The organism is Rugosimonospora acidiphila (assembly GCF_039543385.1).
Classification (GTDB): Bacteria; Actinomycetota; Actinomycetes; order Mycobacteriales; family Micromonosporaceae; genus Rugosimonospora; species Rugosimonospora acidiphila.
This window is the reverse complement of the sequence record NZ_BAABJQ010000040.1, coordinates 22,649-47,087: the sequence shown is the minus strand read 5'-3', so window position 1 is coordinate 47,087 and position 24,439 is coordinate 22,649. Positions and strand designations below refer to the sequence as shown.

At 71.4% G+C, this 24,439-nt stretch carries 19 protein-coding genes; 1 reads left to right on the top strand and 18 read right to left on the bottom strand.

Annotated features, from left to right (window positions below):
• Positions 1 to 135 precede the first annotated feature (135 nt).
• The 15 genes from ABEA87_RS38225 to ABEA87_RS38155 all read right to left on the bottom strand — a co-directional run bounded on the left by ABEA87_RS38225 (position 136) and on the right by ABEA87_RS38155 (position 21,372).
• Positions 136 to 1,383, bottom strand: a complete 1,248-nt coding sequence (locus ABEA87_RS38225) for an MFS transporter (protein ID WP_345638213.1) — start codon at positions 1,381 to 1,383, stop codon at positions 136 to 138.
• A 105-nt stretch (positions 1,384 to 1,488) separates the two neighbouring features.
• A complete protein-coding gene (locus ABEA87_RS38220; protein ID WP_345638211.1) occupies positions 1,489 to 3,630 on the bottom strand; it encodes a CoA transferase in 2,142 nt (713 codons plus the stop codon).
• A 76-nt stretch (positions 3,631 to 3,706) separates the two neighbouring features.
• A complete protein-coding gene (locus ABEA87_RS38215; RefSeq protein ID WP_345638210.1) occupies positions 3,707 to 5,821 on the bottom strand; it encodes an acetate--CoA ligase family protein in 2,115 nt (704 codons plus the stop codon).
• On the bottom strand, positions 5,818 to 6,237 hold the full coding sequence (locus ABEA87_RS38210; protein WP_345638208.1) for a Zn-ribbon domain-containing OB-fold protein: 420 nt from the start codon (positions 6,235 to 6,237) through the stop codon (positions 5,818 to 5,820). The genes ABEA87_RS38215 and ABEA87_RS38210 overlap by 4 nt, the downstream gene beginning before the upstream one ends.
• Positions 6,238 to 6,270: 33 nt before the next feature.
• Complete coding sequence (locus ABEA87_RS38205; RefSeq protein WP_345638207.1) at positions 6,271 to 7,452, bottom strand: thiolase family protein; 1,182 nt, start codon at positions 7,450 to 7,452, stop codon at positions 6,271 to 6,273.
• Between the two features lie 251 nt (positions 7,453 to 7,703).
• Entirely contained in the window at positions 7,704 to 8,534 is an 831-nt protein-coding gene (locus ABEA87_RS38200; protein WP_345638206.1) for an enoyl-CoA hydratase/isomerase family protein, read from the bottom strand.
• Positions 8,535 to 8,692: 158 nt separating this feature from the next.
• On the bottom strand, positions 8,693 to 10,900 hold the full coding sequence (locus ABEA87_RS38195; protein WP_345638204.1) for a tripartite tricarboxylate transporter permease: 2,208 nt from the start codon (positions 10,898 to 10,900) through the stop codon (positions 8,693 to 8,695).
• Between the two features lies 1 nt (position 10,901).
• A complete protein-coding gene (locus ABEA87_RS38190) occupies positions 10,902 to 12,122 on the bottom strand; it encodes a cupin domain-containing protein (protein WP_345638203.1) in 1,221 nt (406 codons plus the stop codon).
• A 35-nt stretch (positions 12,123 to 12,157) separates the two neighbouring features.
• Positions 12,158 to 13,282, bottom strand: a complete 1,125-nt coding sequence (locus ABEA87_RS38185; protein ID WP_345638201.1) for a type 2 periplasmic-binding domain-containing protein — start codon at positions 13,280 to 13,282, stop codon at positions 12,158 to 12,160.
• A gap of 357 nt (positions 13,283 to 13,639) precedes the next feature.
• Positions 13,640 to 14,818 (bottom strand): cupin domain-containing protein, encoded by a 1,179-nt coding sequence (locus tag ABEA87_RS38180; RefSeq protein ID WP_345638200.1) that lies wholly within the window; start codon positions 14,816 to 14,818, stop codon positions 13,640 to 13,642.
• A 157-nt stretch (positions 14,819 to 14,975) separates the two neighbouring features.
• Positions 14,976 to 16,070, bottom strand: coding sequence for a cupin domain-containing protein (locus ABEA87_RS38175; protein WP_345638199.1), 1,095 nt, complete (start codon positions 16,068 to 16,070; stop codon positions 14,976 to 14,978).
• Entirely contained in the window at positions 16,063 to 17,715 is a 1,653-nt protein-coding gene (locus ABEA87_RS38170) for an ethanolamine ammonia-lyase reactivating factor EutA (protein ID WP_345638198.1), read from the bottom strand. Before ABEA87_RS38170 ends, ABEA87_RS38175 begins: the two co-directional genes overlap by 8 nt.
• A 57-nt stretch (positions 17,716 to 17,772) precedes the next feature.
• On the bottom strand, positions 17,773 to 19,962 hold the full coding sequence (locus tag ABEA87_RS38165) for a tripartite tricarboxylate transporter permease (RefSeq protein ID WP_345638196.1): 2,190 nt from the start codon (positions 19,960 to 19,962) through the stop codon (positions 17,773 to 17,775).
• Positions 19,963 to 20,032: 70 nt separating this feature from the next.
• Positions 20,033 to 21,115: a type 2 periplasmic-binding domain-containing protein gene (locus ABEA87_RS38160; protein ID WP_345638194.1), complete on the bottom strand. Its 1,083-nt coding sequence runs from the start codon at positions 21,113 to 21,115 to the stop codon at positions 20,033 to 20,035.
• A gap of 89 nt (positions 21,116 to 21,204) precedes the next feature.
• Entirely contained in the window at positions 21,205 to 21,372 is a 168-nt protein-coding gene (locus ABEA87_RS38155) for a hypothetical protein (RefSeq protein WP_345638193.1), read from the bottom strand.
• 302 nt (positions 21,373 to 21,674) lie between these two features.
• Between ABEA87_RS38155 and ABEA87_RS38150 the strand changes: the two genes are divergently transcribed.
• Positions 21,675 to 22,658 (top strand): aldo/keto reductase, encoded by a 984-nt coding sequence (locus ABEA87_RS38150; protein WP_345638191.1) that lies wholly within the window; start codon positions 21,675 to 21,677, stop codon positions 22,656 to 22,658.
• Between the two features lie 49 nt (positions 22,659 to 22,707).
• Here the strand turns inward: ABEA87_RS38150 and ABEA87_RS38145 are convergent, their stop codons facing one another.
• From ABEA87_RS38145 to ABEA87_RS38135, 3 genes are read right to left on the bottom strand one after another with little or no spacing between them, the layout of a single operon-like run.
• Positions 22,708 to 23,478, bottom strand: coding sequence for a maleate cis-trans isomerase family protein (locus ABEA87_RS38145; protein ID WP_345638190.1), 771 nt, complete (start codon positions 23,476 to 23,478; stop codon positions 22,708 to 22,710).
• Complete coding sequence (locus ABEA87_RS38140; protein WP_345638188.1) at positions 23,475 to 24,224, bottom strand: class II aldolase/adducin family protein; 750 nt, start codon at positions 24,222 to 24,224, stop codon at positions 23,475 to 23,477. The genes ABEA87_RS38145 and ABEA87_RS38140 overlap by 4 nt, the downstream gene beginning before the upstream one ends.
• A gap of 11 nt (positions 24,225 to 24,235) precedes the next feature.
• A complete protein-coding gene (locus tag ABEA87_RS38135) occupies positions 24,236 to 24,418 on the bottom strand; it encodes a hypothetical protein (RefSeq protein ID WP_345638187.1) in 183 nt (60 codons plus the stop codon).
• Positions 24,419 to 24,439 lie beyond the last annotated feature (21 nt).

The following is a 24,439-nucleotide window of genomic DNA, read 5'->3' as shown; positions in this document are numbered from 1 at the left end:
TCGCGCCGTCCCGCACTGGGGCCTGCGCGATCTCTGTACCCTGCATTATATAGCCTATGTTGGATGCCACTGTAATCCACCGCACCCGGCCTGAACAACAGCTTCGCGCCCGGCAATCGGTGTGCCCCGGCCCGGTCACGGGACGCCGGCCACGACCGGGTCGGGGATGACCGGCTTCTCGTATCTGGCGAAGCGCGGCATCAGCACGGCGATGATGGCTATCCCGACAACGCATCCGATCCCGCCCGACACGACGGAGAACTGCGTGCCGAGCGAGGCCGCCAACCCGGCCTCGCCGTTGCCCAGCCGCGGCCCGACCTGCACCACGGCGGTCTGGATGGACGCGAGCCGCCCGCGCAGCCCGTCGGTGACCTCCTGCTGGAGGATGGAGCTGCGGGCGACGGCAGACACCACGTCCGCGCCGCCGGCTATCGCCAGCAGGATCAGGGCCAGCCACAGCACGCGCACGAAGCCGAACGCCACGATGGCCACGCCCCACAGCGCGATGGCCAGCACCACCGCCCGACCCTGCCGGCGCACCCGCGGAATCCAGCCGCTGAACAGAGCGCCCAGGAAGGCACCGGCCCCCGGCGCGGCGTACAGGTAACCGACGGCCTGCGCCCCGCCGTGGAAGAAATGCACCCCGAGCGCGGGGAACAGGGAGCTGGGCATGCCCAGGATCGTCGCGTTCAGGTCCGCGACAAAGCACCCCTGAATGGCCTGCCGCCCGCGCAGGAAGCGGAAACCCTCGAGGACCGACTGCACGCCGAAGCGGGTGCCGCCGCCGTGCGGCGGCTGCGGCGCGAGGCTGGCCACGGCGACCAGGGCCACCGCAAACGTGGCCGCGTCGGCCCAGAACACCACCCGGATGCCGAAGTCGGCCAGCAGCAGGCCGGCGACGGCCGGCCCGATCACGTAGGCGATCTGTTGCAGCAGAGTGCGCAGGGCGTTGGCGGCGACGATCGAGCCACGGTCGACCAACGAAATCATCATCGCCGTGCGGGTCGGGTTGTCCGCGCCGGAGAAGCCCGCCGCGACCGCCGCGAGCACGTAGAGCGGCCAGATCGCCGGGTGCGACAGGCTCGCGTTGACGGCGAGCGCGAGCGTGCACAGCGCGCCGCCGACATTCGTGTAGAACAGCACGGTCCTGCGGTCCATCGCGTCCGCGATCGAGCCGCCGATGATGGGTCCGACGATCGCCGGCACGATCTGGGCGAGACTGATCAGGCCAACGTCGAGGCTGGAGCCGGTGAGCTGATAGATCTGGTACGCGACGGCGACGACCGTGAGCTGCGAGCCCAACTGGTTGACGGCGTACCCGAGCCAGAGGCGGCGGAATTGCGCACTGTCGCGCAGCGGTGAGGTGTCCATGAACAGAGGCATGCGCCTGCCCACCTTAGGAGTCGTTGCCGGGTCCCGGGATCCGATGGCACCGCCCGCGGCGGCGATCGCGCGATCCGAAACCCTCGCACCGTCCGGCCCGCCGCCTCACGCGTCCGACCACATCTCGAACAGTGGCCTCGATGCCACCGTTCCGGACCCGACGAGATGGCGGACCTCGCGCTCGTCGTACCCGTGCTCGGACAGCAGCGCCGAGGTGTCCCGGCCGGGGTCGGGCGCCGGGTACCCGGGCGACGGCGCGAACCCGGACGCCCAGCCGCGCGGGCGGGACTGGCGCAGCCCGCCCCAGCGGGGATGCTCCCACTCGACGGCCAGCCCGCCCTCGGCCACCCAGGGCCGGGACGGCAGTTCGGCCGAGCCGCGCAGCACCACGCAGCCGAATCCGGCCTCGCGCAGCCGGGCCGCCGCGTCCTCGCGGTCCCGCGCCAGCACGGCGATGTCCCGGGCCCGCCGGAGGCTCTCGGCGCCCGGCCCGCCGGCCGCGCCGTTCACGGACCCGACGCCCGGCCCGGTGGCCGGCGCGATCAGCACGCCGACGAACCCGTCCGGACAGGGCAGCCAGTGCGGCCCGTCCGCGCCCCGGTCCGCACCGCCCTCGAACAGCGGGCTCTGGATGACCGTGGCGGTACGCGCCAGGCTGGCCCCGACGAACTGCGCGGCGCCGGTGGCCTCCCGGCGGCGCAGCGCCAGCAGGATGCCGTACGCGCCGAGCAGCCCGGTGCCGAAGTCGTTGAGCGGGTACGTCACCTGGCCCGGCGGCGTGCCGGGGCCCCAGCCGGGCAGGGCCAGTTGCATGCCGGTGGCCGCCTGCGCGTTGTGCTCCCAGCCGGGCCGGGACGCCCAGGGGCCGCCGACGTCGAACGCGTTGAGCGAGGCGTAGACGATGCCGGGCCGGACCCGGGCCACCTCCTCGAAGCCGAACCCCAGCCGGTCGAGCTTGCCGTGCCGGTAGTTCTCGATGAGCACGTCGGCGCGGGCCAGCATCCGCCACAGCACCTCCCTGCCCTCCTCGCGGCGCAGGTCGAGCAGGATGCTTCGCTTGCCCCGGTTGACCTCGAGCCACCCGTACGGGCTGACCGGGCGCCGCGGGTCGTCCACCTTGATGACGTCGGCGCCGAGGTCGGCGAGGGTACGTCCGCAGGTCGGGCCGGCCAGCACGATGCTCAGGTCGACGACCACCAGCCCGGCCAACGGAGCGCCACCGGCGCCGGCCGGAGCGGGATCCCCGGCGGCCCGCGCCGACCGTGGGGCGCCCGGCGGCGGGGTGCCCGGCGGCGTCTCGAAGACCCGCACGGCCCGCCCGGCCCGCGGCCGCCCACCGTCGGACACCACTATCGCGGCGGCGCGCGCGTGCGGCTCGGCCAGCCACTCGGCGCGGGTCCGGCACTGGGTGCACGATCCGCCCGCGGCGTTGATGTCCCGCTCCCACTCCTCGGCCGAGCGCTCCCGGAACACCGCCTCCAGGCGCTCGCGCCACATCGCCTCGGCCGCCGGGCTGGGCAGCCCGTACAGTGCCTCGACCGCCGGCTGACGCCACTGTGGACGGTCGATCACGTCGATGAGGGTCTCCACGAACCGGCGGTAGGCGCCACCGCTCTGGATGAAGCGCCCGTCCGCGCACTCGTACCGGCCGGCGATGGGCAACCTCGGGCCGGCGATCGGGTCGACCAGGCCGGCGTCCTCGGCCCGGATCAGGCGCCGGGCCACCGTGGTCAGTGCCGCCGCGGCCAGCGGGACCACTATCCGCTGCCCGGCCGGTTCGTCCCCGCCGCCGAGCAGGGCCGCGACGATGTATCCGGCGGCCATGAACGCGCCGAACGAGCTGCCCACCGGAAGCTGTTCGTCACGTGGCCGCCCGCCCGCCCCGTCGTTGAGGCCCAGCTCGGCCGCGACCGCCACGTCGTCGTCCACGCCGGCGGGCTCGGGAGCGGTGCCGGGCGGGTAGACCGGTAGCGCGCAATGGATGAGATCGGGCCGGACGGCGCGCAGGTCGTCGAAGCCCAACCCCGCGGCGGCCGCGCGACCGGGTGCGGCCGCGTCGATGACCACCCGGCACCCGGCCCCCGCGGCGAGCGCCGTGGCACGAACGTCCGGGGCGTCCAGGTCGACCACGCGCGCGCGGGCGCCCTGGTCGGTCAGCAGGCGGGTGAGGGTACGGCCGGCCAGCCTGCGGCCGATCTGGAGGACCCGTACGTCCGCGAGCGGGTCGGACAGCGTCAGGCGATCCACACCCTGCCTCCTTGCTCCTCGGTGCGCGGCTGCTCGGTACACGGCTCGTCGGTACGCGGCTCATCGGTCTGGATGCTCATGGCGTGCGGACCACCACCGCGTCGACGGCGGTGGCGGTACCCCCGTCGAGAATCAGGGGGTTGATGTCGACCTGGGTGACCCCGGCCGGCACGTCCAGCACCCGCCGGCAGAACCGGGTCAGCAGCTCCGTCAGGGCGTCCCGGTAACCGGGCTCATCGGCCTCGGGCACCCCGGCCAGCAGGCCGGCGCGGACCAGTCGCAGGGTGGCCTCCCGGGCCTCGTCCGGGCCGATCGGCGGTACCAGGAGCATCGGTGGCGCCCCGTACTCGACGTCGACGCCGCCCCGGCCCGCCAGAACCACGGGTCCGCAGACCGCGTCGACGCTCATGCCCAGCACCAGTTGCGGCCCGGCGGGAAGCATCCGCTGCACCTCGAAGCCCTGCAGGCTCAGGCCGGCCGCCGTCATGGACCGGGTGATGTCACGGCACGCGTCGCGCACCGCGGCGCCGGTCCGCGCGTCCAGCACCACCCCGCCGGCCCGGCTCTTGTGCGCCAGCCCGGACGCCACGGCCTTGACCGCCACCGGATAGCCCATCCGTTGCGCCGCGACCACCGCCTCGTCCGGCCCCGCGCACACCTCGCCGGCCACGTGCCGCAGCCCGAGGCCGGCGACGACGGGCCAGGCGGCGGCCGGGTCGAGCAGCCTGCCCTCCGGGGGAGCCGCGACGGCGGTGGGCAGCGCGTCGAGTTCGGGCGGTTCGGCCTCGATCCGGCGCCGGGCGGCCGACCAGGCGAGCAGGTTACGCATCGCCAGCAGCGCCGGGCGGTACGACATCAGCAGCGGCACCTCCAGCCGGGCGGCCAGCTCGAACCAGCTCGCGTCGAGCGGCTCGATGGTCCGGCTCAGCAGGATGGGCAGCTTGCCGTGGCCGCGCACGATCTCGACCAGCCGGGTGTAGAGGTCGGTCGCCGCCTCGGTCGGGGCGGGCGGCTGCATGCAACGGAACGCGACCACGCCTATCGCGGCATCGCCGCAGAGCAGTTCGGTGCTGCGCAGGATGGTCTCGCGGGTAAACCCGCCACAGTCCAACGGGTTGCCGATCGTGTCGGGCGCCCCGAGTTCCTCGGCGATCGCGCCGCGCAGCTTCTCGTCCGGTACCGGCAGATCCAACCCCACCTCGGCGCCGAGGTCGGACAGCAGCCCGACGTCGCCACCGGAGACGGTGACCAGTCCGACCCCGCCGTCGCGGTAGCCCCCGCCGTACTCCGCGACGAACAGCGTCTCCAGGAACTCGTCGAGGTCGCCGACCAGGATGACGCCGACCTTGCGGCACAGCGCCTCCCAGCTGCGCCCACCCGAGGCCAGCCGCCCGGCATGGGCCAGCGCGTTGCGTCGCGAGCGATCCGAGCGCCCGGAGCTGAGCATGACGACCGGCTTGCCGGCCGCGGCGAGGGCGGCCAGCGCCCGCGCGGTGCGGCGCGGGTCGTGGATCGCCTCGCAGTACACGCCGACGACCCGGGTGCCCTCGTCCTGGCAGGCGAATTCGAGCGCCTCGACCAGCTCCACGCCGCCCTCGTTGCCGACCGACAGCGCCAGCCGGGTGCCCAGCCGCCAGTGCGCGACGACCGACAGCACCACGTTGAGCATGCCGCTGGACTGGAACGCGAGCGTGACCGGGCCGACCCGCAGCGGCTGCCGGATCCCGTCGCCGGTCCACGCCGAGAAGCCGAAGCCGGGCGCGGTCAGGCCGAGGGTGTTGGGTCCGAGCAGAGCCACGTCCAGCCGCCGGGCGGTCTCCCGCAGTTGCCGCTCGAGCACCTCGCCGTGCTCGCCGCGGCCGGCGAAGCCCTCGGCGAGCACGACGGCGGCCCGGCAGCCGGCCGCGGCGCCCGCGACGAGCGCCGCCACCACCGAGTCCGCCGCCGACACGATGACGGCCACCCCGTCGCGCAGGTCCAGGCCGTCGGCGTCCGGGTGGCAGGGCAGCCCGAGCACGGTGTCGTACCGGGGGTTGATGAGATGCACCGCGTCCATCGGGAAGCCGGCGGCGCGTGCCCCCTCGACCACCATCCGAGTGTGGTGGCGGCGCTCGTTCGCGCCGAAGACCGCCACGTGCCGAGCCTCGACGAACCGCCGCAGCACCGCGCCGCCGGCCGGTCGGTCGCTCACCGGCGGACCGCGGCCGGCACGGCCAGCGGCAGCTTCACCCCGTCCACCTCGCGGATGACGATGTCCACCGGCATCCCGACACGCACCTCCGAGGGCGGGCAGTCGACCACGTTGGTGCCGAACATCGGGCCCTCCGCGAGCTCGATGATGGCGACCACGTACGGCAGCCGGTCGGCCAGCCAGCCCTCCAGGGCGACGTGGTGCACGTTGAACGCGAAGACCGTTCCCCTGCCCGACCCCTCGGTCCACGCCAGGTCCGCCATGAACGGCGCGGCCGGGTGCGGCTGCCGGCAGTACGAGATCGGCCAGTACCAGGCACCGCACACGCCACACCTGGCGAGCAGGAACCTGCCCTCGTTCACACCGTCCCAGAACGCCCGATTGTCATTGTCGATGTTCGGCAATGGAGTTGTCACGCTGACCCCTTTCCGTCATCGCGGCCGGTGCCGTCAGTCCGTACCGAGAACCACTGTGCTGTGCGCCGAGCACATGCCCGGGTTCAGCACCTCGCCGCCGTGCCCGGTCACCAGCGCCGTCCGGCAGTCGGGCAGTTGGCGCGCGCCCGCCCGACCGCGCAGCTGCAGCAGTGCCTCGGAGAACCCAGTCAGGTCGCCGAAGTGGTACGCCGACATCAGCCCGCCGCTGGTGTTCACCGCGACGGTGCCGCCCGGCCCGATCCGGGTGGACTCCAGGAACGCGCCGCCCTCGCCCTTGCCTGCCCAGCCGTAGTCCTCCAGTTGCAGCAACACCTCACCGGTGAAGCAGTCGTAGAACTGCGCGCAGTCGATGTCGGACAGCGTGATGCCGGCCTGCCCGAATGCCTGTTCCTTGGCGTTGCGTACGGCCAGCGAGGTGTAGTTGCCCTTGTCCCACCACAGCTGCGCCATGGCCTCACCGAACCCGAGCCCGCGTACCCAGACCGGGTGCTGCGCGTCGCGAGCCCGGTCGGCACCGGTCACCACCATGGCCACCGCGCCATCCGTCATCACGCACACGTCGTCGCGCCGGTACGGGTAGACGAGGTAGTCCTCGGCCTCGTACTGCTCAAGGGTCAGCGGGCGGCCGTAGTAGCGCGCCTGGGGGTTGAGCTGCGCCCACTCGCGCAGCTGGGTGGCGATCAGGCCGAGGTGGCGCGAGGTGGTGCCGAACTCGTGCATGTGCCGGGAGGCGAACAGGCTGTGGTGGCTGACCGCGCGCAGGTCGCCGAACGGCCGCCCCCAGTACCCCTCCGGCTCTATCCGCACGGTGCCCTTCGCGCCGGTCGCCGCCTTCGCCTGCCGGGACTCCGAGTAGTCCAGCGAGCCTCCCGCGATCACCACGTAGTTCGCGATGCCCCGGTCGATCAGCGCCGAGGCGATGGCGAGCGCGAACGCGCCGCCGGTGCCGCCCCGGCCGATCGGTTGGTAGAAGTCGACGGGCAGGCCGAGCAGCCGACAGAACGCGTCGGACGAGCCGACCCGGCCTCCGCGCCCGGCGGCGGAGCGCACCTCGACGGCGGCGGTGACCTCATCGCGCGCCACCCCCGCGTCCTCGATGGCCACCCGCGAGGCCTCGGCCAGGATCGACCGCATGCTCCGGCCGGTCTGCGCTCCGGTCAACAGGCCCATGCCCACGATTGCCAGCTCCGTCATCTGGACATCCCCTCCACACTCCTGGCGGCGCCCGCCGGGCCGCGAGGCGGCCCCGCCGGTCCGGCTCGGCGCGTCCAGCGCCGCACTTCCGACCGATCTGGCTCGGCGCGTCCAGCGCCGCACTTCCGACCAGTCCGGCGCGGCGCGTCCAGCGCCACACTTCCGACCAGTCCGGCTCGGCGCGTCCAGCGCCGCGCCCCGACCCAGACCAGTCGCCGACCCAGACCAGTCGCCGACCCAGACCGGTCGGGTTACAGGGTCTGCTTTCCCCTGGGTCCCGGGTAGTCGTCCCTGACCCGCATGCTCAACGCCTCCAGCGCCGCCGACGCGTCCAGGGTCAGCTCGAGATCGGCGCGCAGGCGCTTGTTGATGGTCAGCTTCGTCCAGCCCAGCGCCCAGGCCGGACGGGCGAGCAGCTCCCGGACGTAGCCGTCCACAGCGGCCTGAAGCTCGGACGCCGGCACGGCCTTGGTGATGGCGTTCAGGTCGGCCAGCGTCCGGGCGGTCACCGGCCGGCCGGTCATCAGGAACTCCTTCGCCTTGACCAGCCCGAGCTGGGCCGGCCAGAACACGACCCCGCCGTCCCCGGGGACGATCCCGGTCGACGTCGCCGCCCCCGGTACGAAGTGGTGGTTGGCGAGATGGATGTCGGTGATGAAGGCTTCCTCGTCGGCCACGATGAAGTCGCAGGCCATCGCGAGGGACGCGCCGAGCCCCAGGGCGTTGCCGTTGACCATCGCGATGACCGGCTTCTCCATCCGCGTGATCGCGTCCATGATCTGCTGCGTCTCCTGCAGCGCCCGGTAGAGGTGTTCCGGGTCGCTCATCACGCCCTTCTTGAACCGGGACGGCTCGGCGCTGTGCTCACCGCCGGTGAACGGCGCGTAGAAGGTGCCGTCGACCGCGCCCTTGAGCACCAACACGCGGATGTCGTCGTCGCCGCGCATCCGGGTCAGGCAGGTGGCCAGTTCGTGATGCCCGACCTGCTTGTCCGGGGACCTGCCGTCCGGCCAGAGCAGTTCGACGACAGCCACCTGATCGGCCACCCGTACCCCGAGTTGCTGGAAGTCGTATTCAGCCATTCCCGCCCGTCCTTCGTCGATGCGACCCGTCGTCCCCGCCGTTGGCATCCGCGATGCCGGCCGGGAGAGTGTCGCGCTCGCAACGTTCTGTCCAGCGGAAGCATCTGGACCATTTCATATAGACAACAGGCTGTCAACGACGGCGAGCGCCGCCGACCTTACGTGAGGTGCAGGCCCAGCACGGTCAACTGCAGCACGGTGGGCGGCAGCACGATGGCCAGGACGTGCACGAAAATGAGATAGAACATGACCCCGATCAGCAGCGCGTAGAACAGCGCCACGCGCAGCTTCGCCCGGGCCGCGAAGACCAGGTAGACGACCGCGAACGCCATGCCCGCCAGCCCGATGCCGACCACCCGGGTGGCCAGGAAGGTACACAGCAGCCAGGCCAGCATCCAGATCTCGGAGCGCAGCTTCGGCGCGGCCACCCGCTCGACCTCGTCGGCCTCGACCGGCTCGCCGGCCTCGACGAGGGCGGTGGCGGCGGTGCCGGCCAGGGCGGTGCCGGACCCGACCCCGGCACCGACCGCGGTCCCGAGCCCAGACGCGGGCCCAGACGCGGGCCCGAACGCGGGTGCCGCCGCGGGCGGTGGTGTCGACGCGGGCATTGGCGCGGACTCGGGCGGGGCCGCGGCGCCGGCGTCCGGTGCCAGCGCGGCGCGCTGCCGCCGCCGGTACCGCAGTTGCGCGCGCACGCACTCGAGGATGCACAGCACGCCGAATCCGGTCGTCGCGACGCCGACGATCGTCGGGTAGAGCTTGGCGTCCCGGGACCAGCCCTGCGCGGCGAGCACGGCGAACAGCGCCAGCCCGGTCAGGCACACCGAGATGACCAGCGACGGCCAGGTCGCCGCGCCGATGCGCACCGTGCCGTCACCCTCCTGCGCCGGGCGCAGCGCCCGCTGCCGGCGGCGCAGCCGGGTGGACCAGATGAACGTGGCCACCGCGATGGCGATGATGACGATGACGATCGGCCGCTCCAGGAACGCCCAACCGTAGGCCCGCTGCGCGATGAACAGGTTGGGTTCGGCGCTCTTGCCCAGCACGTAGCCGAGGATGACCGGGATGACCGGCCAGTGGTACCGGCCGAGGACCCAGGCGATCAGGCCGGCGACGAGCATCACGACCAGGTCGCCGAACTGGCCGGTGGTCGCCGCGGCACCCACGAACACCAGGAACATCACGAACGGGATGATCAGTCCCCCGCGCAGCTTGGTGATGGCGGCCAGCGGCCGCAGGAAGGTCAGGCACAGCACGGCGCCCAGGATGTTCGACACCACGAGGATCAGGATCATAAAGAACGTGATGTTGAGGTGGTCCTCCAGCATGCTCGGGCCGGGAGTCAGCCCGAGGATGAGGAACGCGCCCAGCAGCACCGCCATCGCACCCGAGCCCGGCACGCCGAACGCCAGGGTGGGGATGAGCGAGCCGCCCTCCTTCGAGTTGTTGCTCGCACCCGGCGCGATGACGCCCTCGATGGTGCCGCGACCGAACCGCTCGGGATGCTTCGACGTCTGCATCGCCTGGCCGTAGGCGACCCACTGTCCCAGCGACGAGCCCAGGCCGGGCGCGATCCCAGTGACCACGCCGATCAGGCTGCCGCGCAGAACGAGGGTCCAGTGCGTCAGGGTGTCCCGCAGCCCGGTGCGCCGGCCGACGTCGGTCATGGTGGTCGTCTTGCCGAGAGTTTCTCGTCTTCGCGCGTGTATCGCGAAAAGCTGCGGTACCGCGAACAGCCCGACCGCGAGCGGGATCAGCGGTACCCCACCGATCAGGTACGTGGAGCCCAGGCCGTACCGGATGATGCCGGTCTGCGCGTCGGGCCCCACGGCCGCCAGCAGCAGGCCGACCCCGCCCAGCACGGCGCCCTGCAGCGGCGAGTCCCCGCTGACCGCGCCCACCATCACCACGCCCAGGATCGCCAGCGTGAACAGCTCACCGGCGTTGATGTGCAGCACGATCGGCCGCATGATCGGCACCGAGATGGCCAGCGCGATCGCGCCTATCACCGCGCCGATGACCGCGGAGTAGGTGGAGGCCGCCATCGCCCGACCGGCCTGGCCCTTGCGCGCCATCGGGTAGCCGTCCAGGATCATCGCCGCGCACTCGGGATGCGCGGGGATGCCGATCAGGATGGAGGTCAGGTCGCCGGCCGTGGTCACCACCGCGTAGAGGCTGAGCAGCAGCGCGAACGCCTCGAAGCTGGACATGTGAAAGGTGAACGGCAGCAGCAGCGACATGGCCACGATCGAGCCGATGCCCGGTAGCAGGCCGATGCCCAGCCCCACGAGCGTGCCGACCAACAACAGCAACAGGACGCTCATCGAACCGAACTGCGAGAACGCCGAGCCGAGCGCACCAAGCATGTCAGGCTCCCTTCGGGCGACCGGTCTGGCTCGGCGCGTCTGGCGCCGCGCCACGATCCGGACCAGTCAAGCCCATCCGCGGCGCGACACCGCGCCGCTCGAGCTGGCGGACGTACTCCCGCCGGATGTGCGGATCCTCGTCCTCGTAGTCGATGCTCCGGCCGCCGTGGTGCACGCTGACCCGCGAGGCGACCAGTTCCTCGCCGGGCGCGCCCCAGCCGTAGTAGGAGCGCCCGCTGCCGTCCCACACCAGCAGGCGCAGGCCCTCCGGGCCGGTGGCGAAGTGCTGGTGGTACCAGTCGCCACCGCCCGGGGCCGCGGAGACCATCCCGACGGCCACGTACTCCTGGCGCTTCACCAGGTGCTCCTGGCCGGTTTCCCACGGGCGCATGCCGGCCTCACGCGGCCACGTGTAGGTGTACCCCTCGCCCTTGACGCAGATGAGCACCGCGCCGGAGGGGTGCCGGTGTGCCTTGGAGTACCGGCCGGGCTCGTGCTGACCGATGAAGCAGAAGAACGCGTCCGTGGCCATGTGCGGCTCCACCCGCCGATACCCGGGCGAGCGCTCGTTGTCCAGCGGCAGCTCGACGTTCACCACGTCCGGTACGAGGTTGGTCCGCCACATTGCCCGGCCACGCACCGGGTCGGGGACGATGTCCTCCGGCGGCCGGTAGTAGTCGCCGTCGTCGGCGAAATCGACGAGCCTCGCCGGATTGTCGAACACGAAGCTCTCGCTGGAGAAGATGTTCATGATGGGTGGCGCGTTGGTACCGGCCAACAGCAGCGCCGGGTCGGATGAGCCGTTGACGATGCGGTGGTTGGCGTTGGGCGGGATGGCGAACATGGATCCCGGGCCCCACTCGAAGCGCTGGACTCGCGGCCCGCCCTCCAGCCACACCTCGGTGGTGCCGCGCCCGTCGACGACGAAGAAGACCTCCTCGTACAGGTGCCTTTCCTGGTTGGTGACGCCGCCGCCCGGCACCTCGATCAGGAACATGCCCCACTGACCGTCCGTGCCGTCGGTCTGGATGAAGGCGCCGTTGCCGCCCAGCCGCGCCCACGGTCGCAGTTCCAGCGCGCGAAGGTCGCGCACGCCTATCCCCCGGTACACCGGGATGTCCTGCTCGGCCATGAACCGCTCGTACGGGCGGGCCGGTCGGCGGTATCGGGTGGTCCCCGCGTAGGTCTGCTCCCCGCTCGGTGCGACGAATGCGCTGCTCACCGGGCAACCTCCTGGTCTGGTCTCGCCGGCACCCTCTACTTCAGACCGCTGTACTTCTTGAACAGCGCCACCTGCTCCGGTGAGCTGTCCAGGAACGCGTTCCACGACTTGGTGGCCACCGTGGCGTCCGTGGTCGCCAGCGGGACGGTGAGCTTCGACTGGGTGAAGGTCTTCCAGCCGTCGCTGGCGGCCATCTTGTTGAACGCGGTCCGCACCGTCGACATGATGTTGTCGGGGGTGCCCTTTCGCGCCGCGAGCACGTAGTTCGAGGTGTTCAGGTTGGCCGCGAGCTGGTAGGTCGTCCACAGTTCGCCGGAGGGCTGCGCGTTGGGGTGCAGCTGCTGATAGATCTCCAGGATCGTCGGCACGTTGGGCGCCAGGGGGCTGCGGACGATCTGCTGCTGGGAGTTCATGATGCCGGTCTGGAACAGCGCGTTGAACTTGCCGCTCTTGACGTACGGCTGGAACGTCTGGTCGTAGGAGGTGTCGGCGGTCTGCGCGGCGTCGGTCTCGCCGCTGAGCATCGAGGTGGCCGCGTCGGCCCCGCCGCCGCTGAACCCGAAGATCTGCTTGATCGGTATGCCGAGCAGGCCGTCGCCGATGGTGGCCGACAGGGCGCCGGTGCCGCCGGCGGAGGTCTCGGCGACCCGCAGCGGCTTCGAGGACTTCTGCAGTGTCGGGATGTCGGTACCCAGGGCGGCTCGGACCGGCTGGACCAGTCCCTGCGGGAAGCCTCCGATCAGCGGCTGGTCCGGAAGGTCGTCGAAGCCCGCGGTCTTGGCGATGTAGCGGGTCGCCATGCCGGCGCCGAAGAACCCGAGAGTCAGGCCGTTGGCCGGTTGCAGGTTGGCCACGTAGTTCAGGCCGACCGACCCTCCCCCGCCGTCCATGTTCTTGACCACCACTGTCGGCTTGCCCGGCAGGAAGTCGCTGAGCTGCGTCGCGGTCAGGCGCGCCAGGACGTCGGCCGAGCCGCCGGCCGCGAACGGGGCTACGAGGGTGATTGTCTTGCCGGCGAAGGTCACCGCGTCCGTGCCGGACGCCGAGGAGCCGCCCGCGCTGCCGCTGCCGTTCACCCCGACGCTGCATGCCGCCAGTACCGTTGCCGCCGCGAGGACGGACACCACCCGGGTCACCGGCGATCTGAGAATACCGTTCATGACTTCGACCGATCCCATCTACGTCTCCGCGGCGCGGGTACCACCGCGCGCCGGGTGCGAGTCATAGGTCATGCGTCACGCGACTGGCCGGATCCCGCGCGGAGAATTCGCCGGCGCGTCCGGTCACACTGTGGTGCGTCGATCCCGCCTCCCAGAGCGGCGGGTTTCGAAATATCTTATATCCTGCAGGTGATAGAGGGAACAGTCGAAAGTCGATCCGTGCCCCGACTCGCGGGGCGCAGGCCGAGCCCGGCAGCACAGCGGCCCGCGCCACCCGCGGCCGGGACCGCCCGCCGCCCGCCGGCACGGGCACGTCGGCCAGCGCGGGCGGTCGGGCGGTGCGGGCGGTGCGGGCGATCAGGCGTAGAGGTCGTCGGTCATGATGGAGGTGCCGCCGTTCGCGGCGAGGTTCCGCTCGAACTCCTCGCGGATGTGCGGATCCTCCTTGCGGTAGCTGATGCTGTTGCCACCGTCCTCGATGTTGGCGTTGGTCCACACCTTGGTCTTGTTGGTCCGCCCGTACTCCTGCGACCAGGTGCCGGGGACTCCACCGGAGAACACCAGCAGCCGCAGGGGTCCGGCGCTGGTGCCGAAGTGCTGGTGGAACCAGGTGCCGCCGCCCGGTGCGGCGGCGACCATGCCGCCCTGCACGTAGTCGACCCGCTCGACCAGGTCCGCGTGGCCGCTTTCCCACGGCCGGGTACCCACCTGGTTCGGCCAGTTGTACGTGTAGCCCGAGCCCTTGACGCAGATGAGCACGGCGCCCGACTTGTGGTGGTGCGCCTTGGAGTACCGGCCCGGCACGTGCTCGCCGATGAAGCAGCGGAAGTAGCCGCCGGCCATGTTCGGCTCGATCCGCCGGTAGCCGGGCGAGCGCTGGTTGTCCAGCGGAAACTCGGTGTCGACGATGTCCGGGATGATGTTCGTCTTCCACATCGCCCGGCCCAGCTCCGGGGTCGCCAGGGTCTCGGTGTTGGGCTTGTAGTAGTCGGCCGAGCCGTCGTAGCGCTCGACGAACGCGAACGGGTTGTCGAACACGAAGTCGAGGTTGTCGAACGTGTTCATCACGGTCGGCGCGGTGTTGCCCACCAGCAGCAGCGCCGGGGTCGACCGCGCGTTGACCAGCTGGAAGCGGGCGTTCATCGGGATCGCGAACAGCGAGTTCTTGTGCCACTCGAACCGCTGGCGCCCCGAGCCGTCCGGCAGGCTCAGCTCGGTGGTCCCCTCGCCCTCGACCACCCAGCACTTTTCCTCGAAGCAGTGCTGCATCGGTTCGGTCGAGCCGCCCGGCGGGATCTCGATGACGTGCATGCCCATCAGGTCGGTCGTGTTGTCCAGGTCGATGAACGTGGCGTTGACGCCCATCCGCGCCCACGGCTTGAGCTCCAACTCGCGCACGTCGTGCACGCCCGGTCCGATGAAAACCGGAATGCCCTCGTCCGCCATGTAGCGCTGGTACGGCGTGGGCTGCCGGTTGACGCGCATCGTCCCGGCGAACGATCCATCCAACGGTTCCTTGAACTGCTCCTCAGACACGGACGCTCCCTTGTGGTCGGCGTGGGCGAAAGGACGCGGGACAGCACGGCTCGGCGCGGGGACCCGCAGTAAAGTCCGCGACGCTGGCCGGCAAAGCTATATCCTATAGAAGATATGAGCGAGGGTCACGGGTCAAGTCCCCGCTGTCCCCGCCGCGTCAGGTCAACTTGGGCGCGATGCTCACCTTGGCCAGCTCGCTGAGGTACAGCTCGCGGATCGCGGGATCCTCGTCCTCATACTCGATCTGCGTCTTGCGCTCCCGGATCTGCTCGCTGCTGGCCGCGAACTGGCTGTTCATCCGGGCCGTCACGGGGTAGCGGTAGTTACCCATCTTGACCGCGAAGTAGCGTGCTGGCTCCCCGCTGACGTTGAAGTGCTGGTGGTACATGTTGTCCGGCGGCGAGTAGACCACGCCGTGGCACCAGTCGACCCGGTGGCGCGTCGTGTCCCCCTCGTACCACAGCAGCGAATAGCCGGCGCCGGTGACCGGGTAGATGTGCGTGCCGCCCATGTGCCGGTGCGCCTTCTTGTACCGGCCCACCGCGATCTCCGACATGTGCGCGTGCAGCACCCCGTCGGCGAGCATGAACTGGATGCCGTTGCTCGCCGTGCCCCGGCGCTCCAGCGGCCGCAGTTCGGCGAAGACCCCCAGATCCGGCACGAAGTTGGTTTCCCAGAAGTTGTGCGTCAGGTCGGCGTGCAGGTCGGACAGGTGCCGCCCCTCGCCGCGGAAGTGACCGGCCGGGCCGCGCAGGCGCTCGGCGAACTCGAAGTCCACATCGAAGATGAAGTCCGCGTTGTGCAGCAGGTTCATCATGATGGGGAACGCGGTGGTCAGCGCGATCCTGGCCGGCTCCCGGCCGCTGGCGTTGAACAACTGGTACCGCGCGTTGAGCGGCAGCGCGAACATGCTCTTCGGGCCCCACTCGAAGCTGTGGCTACAGTCGCGGGTCTCGATGGTGGTGCTGCCCCGACCGGAGATGACGTACGCGACCGCCTCGAAGAGGTGGTGCTGCGGTACGAGCGCCTGGCCGGGCGGCAGGTCGAGCAGCCACAGGTCGAGGAAGTCTCCCCGTCCGGCCACGTTGACCACGGCGCCGTTGACGCCCAACCGCGGCCACGGCGCGACCGGCGCAGTGCGCAGGTCGACCGCGAAGTCCTCGATGAGCGGCACGCCCTCACCCTCGACCCAGTCGCGGTACGCGTTGATCAGAAACCGGGTGTCCGGATCCGCGACCGATGCGTCACTCATGCTGGTGCCCTCCTTCCGTCCACGCGCCGTTCGACGCGGCCTGGCGCGGCGGATCGCCCGGGGCGGTCCGCCCCGCCGCATCGAACAGCAACGACTTGATGACCACCGGGAACACGCCGGCCGGCCAGATGCGGGGCCCGATGTCGACGTAGTCCAGCGGCGCGAACTCCAGGTTGTCCAGGCAGACCAGCGGACCGGGCAGCGCCATCTCCTCGACCAGCAGGGCGCCCAGCGAGGCGGCCAGGTCCCGGTCCAGCAGGATGACCGCGGGCGGCGGCTCACCCGCCGCACCGGCGAACCGGCCGCCGCGCAGGCCTTCGGCGATGCCCTCGGCCAGGGCCCGCAGCCGGGGGTACGACGGCGGGCCGCTCCACCGCAGCGCGATGGCGAACGGGTCGCCGCCGGAGAGGTCGCGCGCCCTGGCCGCCCGCGCGATGGCCGCCGCCACCGCCTCCGGCGCGATGTCGCCGGCGAGGTCGATCCTCGGATGCACGACCGGCAGGTTGCGCAGCGGCAGGGCCGCCCCGGACACGGCCACGGTGTTCCCGGTGACCTGTACCGAGAACTGCGAGGCGCCCACCACCGTGGCGCGGATGCCCTGCCCGGTGTCCAGTACGGGCGCCGCCAGCGCGCCGCGGGCGATCGCCGCCCGGATCTCGGCCGCGATGGCCCGACCGAGGTCGCCGTGGTCGGTGCGGTCCCGGTCGAAGATGTACTCCGCGACCCCGCCGGAGAAGGTCACCGCGTCCGCGCCGGTCATCAGGTCGAAGACCGGTTCCGTGAGCACCAGGTCGGGCCGCAGTTCCGCCGGGCGCCCGGCGGGCACCGCCAGGATCTGCGCCGCGACCGCGGCGGCCAGCGTCCGCTCCGCCTCCGGGCCGAAGAATTCGCCCGGGCGCGGAGCGCCACCCGACCCCGCCCCATCGAGCCCACCCGGCCCCACCCCGTCGAGTTCGCCCGGCGCGGCCAGCGCGCCCGTCGCGGCGGCGACCACCGTCACCCGCCGATCGGCGTCCCAGGCGACCATCCGTCCGCCCACCTCGATCGCGGCCGTCGCCACCACCTCACCGGCCTTGATGAGGGCCAGTTTGGTGGTGCCGCCGCCGATGTCGACGCAGAGCACCGAGGTGCCGTCCCGGCAGGACGCCTCGACCGAGCCCGATCCGTGCGCGGCCAGCAGTGCCTCCAGGTTGTGCCCGGCGGACACGCAGACGAAGTCGCCCGAGCCGCTGGCCACCGCGCCGGCCAGGGCCCGGGCGTTGCGCCGCTTGAGCGCCTCCCCGGTCAGGATGACCGCGCCCGTGTCCACGGCCTCGGGCGCGATGCCGGCGCGGGAGCGGCACTCGCCGACGAACCCAGCGACCGCGTCGGCGTCGATGAGGCCGTCGGCGAGGTACGGGGTGAACACCACGGGCGAGCGCCACAGCACCTCCCGCGACACCACCCGGTACCGGCTGGACAGTCCGAGCGCCTCGCGGCGCAGCCGCACCCGGGAGAACATGAGGTGCGAGGTGGATGAGCCGATGTCCACCCCGACCGAGGTCAGCGTGACGTTGTCCAGCAGGTCGAAGATCCGCCCGGGCATCGCCGGGCCAGCGGCCACCGGCCCGGGCCCGCCCGCGGACGGCGGCTGCGACTCGGTCATCGACGCTCCCTTCGGCTGCGAACGGCGGGTACGGATGGCGGTTGAGGCCGCTGGGCGTCAGATGAAGCTGGGGCCGATCAGCGGGATCGGCATGGCCACATTGAGGACCAGAACGAACAGCACGTAGAAGGCCACGCCCACGGCCGCCGCCATGAGGGCCGAGCGGATCAGGCCGCGCCGGGTGGACATCATGTACCCGAAGACGAAAACGATCATCCCGATGAGGAAGCCGAACCCGTAGCTGAGTGCCGCGGCGACCACGAACCAGCCGAGGCCGGCCAGCGACCGGTTCACCGGAAGCTCGGCCGGGGGCTCGGCGGCCGGGGCCGCGTCCAGCACACCGGTCGCCGTGCCCGCCACCGCCGGTTCCGCGAGCCCCGCGCCGCCGCCCGGCACGCGCGTGCCGCTCGGCTCGGGTACCAACGAATCCGGGGCCGGACCACCGACCGGAGCCGCGGCGTCCGGCACCGCGCCCACACCCACGCCGCCCACGTCCGCGCCCGGGCTTACGCCCGCGCCCGCAGGGGAATCGCCCACCGGCGTGGCGCGGCGGTGACGGGTCATCGCCCGCACCTCCACGCCGATTTCCAGCAGGCCGAGCACCACCAGCAGGCCGCCGATGGCGGTCGGGAACGCCCTCGCCTCCAGCGGCCAGTGCCAGGCCAGGGTCAGCGCGACCGCGCCCAGCACGGTGAAGCCGGCGGCCAGGCCGAGCGATCCCCAGGTCCACGCCCGGCTCGGCCCGTCCGCCTCGGCGACCGTGCCCGACGCCACGGCCCGCCGCCGGGATCGCGACTTGCGCCATGCGGTGCCCACGGCCAGCACGATGGTCAGCGCGAACAGCACGTCGACCACCGGCGAGTGCAGCCAACTGGTCTTGTAGGTGCCGACGCTGATCCACAGGAAGCTCTCCGCGTTGCCGCCGAGCACGAACCCGAGAATCACCGGCACGACCGACCACCCGGCCCGGCGCATGAGCCAGGCCACTACGCCGGTGACGATCAGGGTGACCACGTCGCTCCAGCGCGCCGCCGAGACCGCGCTGCCGATGATGACCAGCGCGCTGACGATCGGCATGAGGGTCATCGCGGGCACCACGCTGATCCGGGCCATCGACTTGAGGAACACGAACGACAGCGCCGCGCCGATCACGTTGGCCAGTACCAGCATCCAGATCATGAAGTAGGTGATGTTCAGGTGCGTGCCGAGCATGGACGGCCCCGGGTTGATGCCGACCACGACGAAGGCGCCGAGCAGGATCGCCATCGCGGCCGAGCCGGGTACGCCGACCGCGATGGTGGGCACCAGCGAGCCGGCCTCCTTGGAGTTGTTCGCCGAGGCGGGGGCGATGACGCCCTCGATGACGCCGGTGCCGAACCGCTCGGGATGCTTGGAGATCTGCGCCGCCTGCCCGTACGCGACCCACTGCCCCACCGCGCTGCCCAGCCCGGGCAGCATCGACATCACCGCCCCGATGAGGCTGCCACGCACCAGCAGCCCGGGGCGGGCCAGCACGTCCTTGACTCCGGTCAGCACGCCGCCGGACAGCTGCGGGCGCTCCGAGACGCCGTGCCGGCCGCGCGCGTGCAGCTCCATGATTTCGGGTACCGCGAAAAGACCCAACGCGATGGCCACCAGCGACAGCCCGTCCAGCAGGCTGAGGCTGCCGAAGCCGTACCGCACGATGCCGGTCTGGGCGTTGGTGCCGACCGAGGCCAGCAGCATGCCGAAGCACGCCGCCACGATGCCCTTCAGCACGCTCTTGCCGCTGAGGCTGCCCACCATGGCCAGTCCCAGCAGGACGATCGCGAACAGCTCCGGCGAGCCGATGTCCACCACCAACGGCCGCAGCACCGGAATGAGCAGAAACAGCATGACCGCGCCGATGAGCGCGCCGACCATGGCGCTGAAGATGGTGGCGCCCAGCGCCCGGGCCGCCTCGCCGCGCTTCGTCATCGGGTACCCGTCGGGCACCAGGGCCGCGCACTCGGGATGAGCCGGTATGCCGATCAGTATCGAGGTCATGTCGCCGGTGATGCTGAACACCGCGTAGGTGCTCAGCAGCAGCGCGAACGCCTCGAACGGCGACATCGTGAGGGTGAACGGCAGCAGCAGCACCAGCACCACCACGCCGCCCAACCCGGGAAGCAGACCGGTGAGCAGTCCGATCACGATGCCCACCATCATCAGCAGCAGCACGCTGCCGTTCGCCACATGCCCCACGCTGTTGAGAAACGCGTCGACCACGTCGTGTCACCCGCCTTCGTCGGTCGCGGTGCGGGCCCGAGCCACGCGTGCGGTCCGGGCCCGCACCGGGCTACTTGCCGTTCGCCGCGTTCTCCAGTGAGGTCAGCAGGTCACCCGAGGTGGCCAACAGGTTCTTCAGCAGCGTGGCCGCCTCCCCGTTGCCGACGCTGACCGCACCACCGAGCGTGGTGTTGAGCTTGGTCTTGACCTTGTCGTCGGCGGCCATCTTGTCGAACCCCTGCCGCAGTGCGGTCAGCGCCGCGGGCGGGGTGTCGGGGCGGGCGCATAGGAACAGGCCCAGCTGCACCATGTCGGCCAGCTTCAGCACCGCGTTCCACTCCGGTCCCGTGGGGGCGTGGCCGAACTGCTGCTGGTACACCTCCTGCAGGGTGGGGAACTCCGACAGCGCGGGCGAGCGGACCAGCGTGTTGTTCGGGCCCGGGTCGCCGACCTGGTAGAACGGGTACACGATGCCCCGGTCGGACAGCGTCTTGTAGGAGCTGAGGTAGGCGCCGGCGGCCGGCGAGGCGGTGTCGGCCTCGCCGCGCTCCAGCGCCAGGGCCACCGGGCCCGCACCGGAGTAGCCGTAGACCTCCTTGACCGGGATGTTCAGCAGCCCGAAGCCGAGGGTCATGTCGATGACGCCGGTGCCGCCCGGCGCGGTGCTGCCCGCCTTCAGCGGCTGCGCGCGCTTTTGCAGCGCCGCGAGGTCGGTGCCGGCGGACTTGCGCACGACCACCACCAGCGGAGCGGTGACGTCGCCGATGATGGGCATCTTGTCCAGCGGGTAGTCGGAGCCGGCCTGCTTGAACATCCAGCGCAGCACCACCGCCGTGTCGGGCAGCGCGAGATTGAGTCCGTCGTTGGGGAACACCTGGGCGACGTTCTTCATCATCACGCTGCCCGCGCCGCCGGCGTTGTTCTTCACCACGACGTGCGGATGGCCGGGGATGTAGTCCGGCAGGTACTGCGCCAGCAGCCGTGCGGTGGTGTCACCGTTGCCGCCGGGCGAGGACTTGGTGGTGATGGTGATGGTCTTGCCCTGGTAGAACGTGGCCGCCTTGTCGCCGGCGGCCCCACCGGCCGAGGAGCCACGCCTGGCGCAGCCGGCCATCCCGACGACCAGCACGAGCGACAGCAGGACGATGCCCATCGGTCGCGCTCGCCCGGATACCCTTGCCCTCACGGTTTCCCCTTCCCCTCGCGTCGGTGGCACCGTGCGGGGACGCGGCAGTGCCGCACTCACGGGCACACCGAACTGTCGTGCCGGAACTGCGCTTGCGCTGCGGCTGTGCCGGAAAAGGCACAGGGTGGCTGATTGAGCATCAGGGCCGCCGGCGGCGGCCTTGCGCCGGTGCGCACCGGCGCGTGCGACAGGTACTCGGTCGGGAGGATCGCGAACAGACCCACCCGCCGACACGGTTCGCGGTGCACCCATCCGGTGACACAACCCCGGCACCGCCGGCGCTGTTCAGGGGACCTGGGCGTCCATGAATTTGCAATAGGCTATAAACGATTTCGGCTCCTGTCAACGACGCCGAGACACCGGGCCGGCATCGAACACCGTCAGTGGTAAGGAATCCTCGCGGTACCAACGCGACACCCGCCGTGGTAGCATCCACGCCTATAACCTGCACAACTGTTGGTCTTACGGTTCCGCGAATGCCGGATTCTTGAGCAGGCCGCGTTCTCGAGCAGGATGGTTGAGCCACATGCGATCACGCACCCTGGGCCAGGGCCTTGTCACGTCGGCGATCGGTCTCGGCTGCATGGGGATGACCCAGCCCCGGGGCGGCGGCGCGGACGAGTCCGAGTCGATCCGCACCATCCGGCGGGCACTCGATCTGGGCGTCACCCTCATCGACACCGCCGACACCTACGGCCCACACACCAACGAGGTCATCGTCGGCAAGGCCATCGCCGGCCGGCGGTCCGAGGTGGTTCTCGCGACGAAGTTCGGCATCGTCAAGGACGCCCAGGGCCGGCGGTCGGTCGACGGCCGGCCGGAGTATGTGCGCCGCTGCTGCGACGCGTCCCTGGCCCGGCTGGGCATCGACCACATCGACCTGTATTACCAGCACCGCATCGCGAGCGACGTTCCGGTCGAGGAGACCTGGGGCGCGATGAGCGAGCTGGTCGCGGCCGGCAAGGTGAGGTATCTGGGCATCTCGGAGGCGTCCGCGGCGACCGTCCGGCGCGCTCATGCCGTGCACCCCGTCGCCGCCTCGCAGAACGAGTATTCGCTGTTCACCCGCGAGCCCGAGAGCGAGCTCATGCCGACGCTGCGCGAGCTGGGCATCGGGCTCGTCCCGTACAGCCCGCTGGGCAAGGGGTTGCTGTCCGGCGCCATCGGGGCGGACGCGACGTTCGACACGAAGGACAGCCGCGCGATCAACCCGCGCTACCAGGGCGACAACATCGGGCGCAACGTGGCCGCCATCGAGCCGCTGCGCGAGCTGGCCCGGGCCAAGGATCTGACCGTGGCGCAACTCGCCCTCGCCTGGCTGCTGCGCCAGGGACCCGACGTGGTGCCGATTCCCGGAACCAGGAGCGTGTCCCGGCTGGAGGAAAACGCCGCGGCGGTAGCGGTCGAGCTGACCGGCGAGGACGTCGCGCGGATCGGCGCGCTGCTACCGCCGGGCATCGCGGCGGGCGACCGGCGGGCCGCCGAACCGATGGTCAACGCCGGCGCCTGAGGGGTTGGCCGGGTCCGGGTCGCGCGGACGCGGCCCGGACCCCGCCGCCTCAGCCGTCGAGCAGGTCACGCAGCAACCGGCCGTACCCGTCGATCTTCACCCCGGCGGTGGCGCCCGACATCCGCAGGCCCTTCCACAGCGTGCACTGCATGCTCGACACGACCGTGGTGTTCAGCTCGCGCTCGAGCCGGTCGATGATGTCGGCCACCGGGAACGGCGCACCGGCGAAGTAGATGCCGTCGGCCCCGCCGGCCGCCTCGAACGTGCGCCTGGCCAGCTCGTACCCGGCGCGCAACGGCGCCATGCGCAATTTGCGGTACTCCACGCCGAGGCTGTCCAGGGCCGGCACCTCGAACCCGGACTTGACGAGGAATTCCCGCAGCAGCTCCGGAAACGGGTCGGGGAACGGTGTCACGACTGCGATCCGCCGCATGCCCAACAGGCGCATGGCCTCCACCGCCGCGGACTGGGCCGCGCTCGTCTGGATCCCGGAGGCCCGCCCGATCCGCTCCACGAGCACGTTGTCCGACCCGTACCCGCCGACGACCACGGTCGGCGAACCGCCCAGGATGATGCAGTTGGGCTCGGTGCGGGCCAGCCGCCGGGCCGCGTCCTCCGCCCGGCTGAGCGCCTCGTTGATCTGGTCGGGGGTGATGTCCGTGACGCCGAGGGCGGTACGCACGATGGTCACCCCGGGCGGAGCCATCCGGTAGAACTGGCGCGACGAGGATTCGTCCACCGCGCCCGGGCTCAGGAACCCGATGCGGGCCCGCCAGCCATAGCCGTCCGAAAACAACCTGTCGTCGTCGGTCTGACTCACTCGTACCTCTCCTTCACCGCGGCGGCCGCCGCCATCCGCTCGTAGTGCAGCCACACCTCGCGTTCGGCGAAGCGGGCGCCGGGCGAGCCCGGTACCGGCATCAGCTCCTCGATCTCCTCGGGGCTGACCTGATAGTCGCTGCCGGCCTGGTGCGCCGCCACGCTGGCCGCCGCTATGGTCTGCAGCCGGATGGCCCGCACGGTGGCCTCCTGTACCGTGGCGCCGACCGTCACCACGCCGTGCCCGCGCAGCACGCACGCGTCGTGGCCGGCCATGAACTCCGCCAGTTGGGCGCCCCGCTCGGCCGAGGAAATGAGCCAACTGTGCGGATAGATGGGCGGTGGGTTCACCGCGATGGCCATGGCGCCGGGGTCGAAGGCGCCCATCACCGGGCGCAGCGGGATCTCGGCGATGCCGGCCAGCCAGTTCGACCACGGGTGCACGTGCACCACCGCGCCGGCATCCGGGCGCAGCCGCAGCAGCTGGCCGTGGATGTGCCGCTCGATCGGCAGGCGCATGCTGCCGGGCGGGTCGGTCGGGTCGGGATCGAAGTCCACCTCGGCGATGGCCGTGCGGGTGAACCGCAGCCCCGGCTCCGACTCCAGCCGGCACCGCAGCAGCATCCGCCCGTCGCCCACCCGGGCACTCACGTGCCCCGTGGTCTCCCGTGCCAGCCCGGCCGTGCCAAGGATCCGGCTCGCCGTCGCCACCTGCTCGTACAGTTCCTGCCTGTCCGTCTCGGCCATGCCCACGCCGGTCAGCCCTCCGCTCGCTGGTAGGTCGTCACGATGTCCTGCAGCACGATCTCCCCCTGCCACTGGCAGGTCGCGCACCACACGACGAAGCTGGTCGAGGCGCCCGACCAGTACTCGGCCACGAAGCCGCGGTCGTCGTCGATCGGCGCGCGGCACCGGGGGCAGTGCCATCGGTACTCGGTCACTGGGTTCTCCTGTCACCCGCC

What these genes read in the sequence shown, in the direction of transcription:
- ABEA87_RS38170 (WP_345638198.1), bottom strand. Translation starts at nt 17,715, where the DNA reads ATGACCGAGTCGCAGCCGCCGTCCGCGGGCGGGCCCGGGCCGGTGGCC.
- ABEA87_RS38140 (WP_345638188.1), bottom strand. Translation starts at nt 24,224, where the DNA reads ATGGCCGAGACGGACAGGCAGGAACTGTACGAGCAGGTGGCGACGGCG.
- ABEA87_RS38150 (WP_345638191.1), top strand. Translation starts at nt 21,675, where the DNA reads ATGCGATCACGCACCCTGGGCCAGGGCCTTGTCACGTCGGCGATCGGT.
- ABEA87_RS38200 (WP_345638206.1), bottom strand. Translation starts at nt 8,534, where the DNA reads ATGGCTGAATACGACTTCCAGCAACTCGGGGTACGGGTGGCCGATCAG.
- ABEA87_RS38160 (WP_345638194.1), bottom strand. Translation starts at nt 21,115, where the DNA reads ATGGGCATCGTCCTGCTGTCGCTCGTGCTGGTCGTCGGGATGGCCGGC.
- ABEA87_RS38225 (WP_345638213.1), bottom strand. Translation starts at nt 1,383, where the DNA reads ATGCCTCTGTTCATGGACACCTCACCGCTGCGCGACAGTGCGCAATTC.
- ABEA87_RS38205 (WP_345638207.1), bottom strand. Translation starts at nt 7,452, where the DNA reads ATGACGGAGCTGGCAATCGTGGGCATGGGCCTGTTGACCGGAGCGCAG.
- ABEA87_RS38195 (WP_345638204.1), bottom strand. Translation starts at nt 10,900, where the DNA reads ATGCTTGGTGCGCTCGGCTCGGCGTTCTCGCAGTTCGGTTCGATGAGC.
- ABEA87_RS38185 (WP_345638201.1), bottom strand. Translation starts at nt 13,282, where the DNA reads ATGAACGGTATTCTCAGATCGCCGGTGACCCGGGTGGTGTCCGTCCTC.
- ABEA87_RS38175 (WP_345638199.1), bottom strand. Translation starts at nt 16,070, where the DNA reads ATGAGTGACGCATCGGTCGCGGATCCGGACACCCGGTTTCTGATCAAC.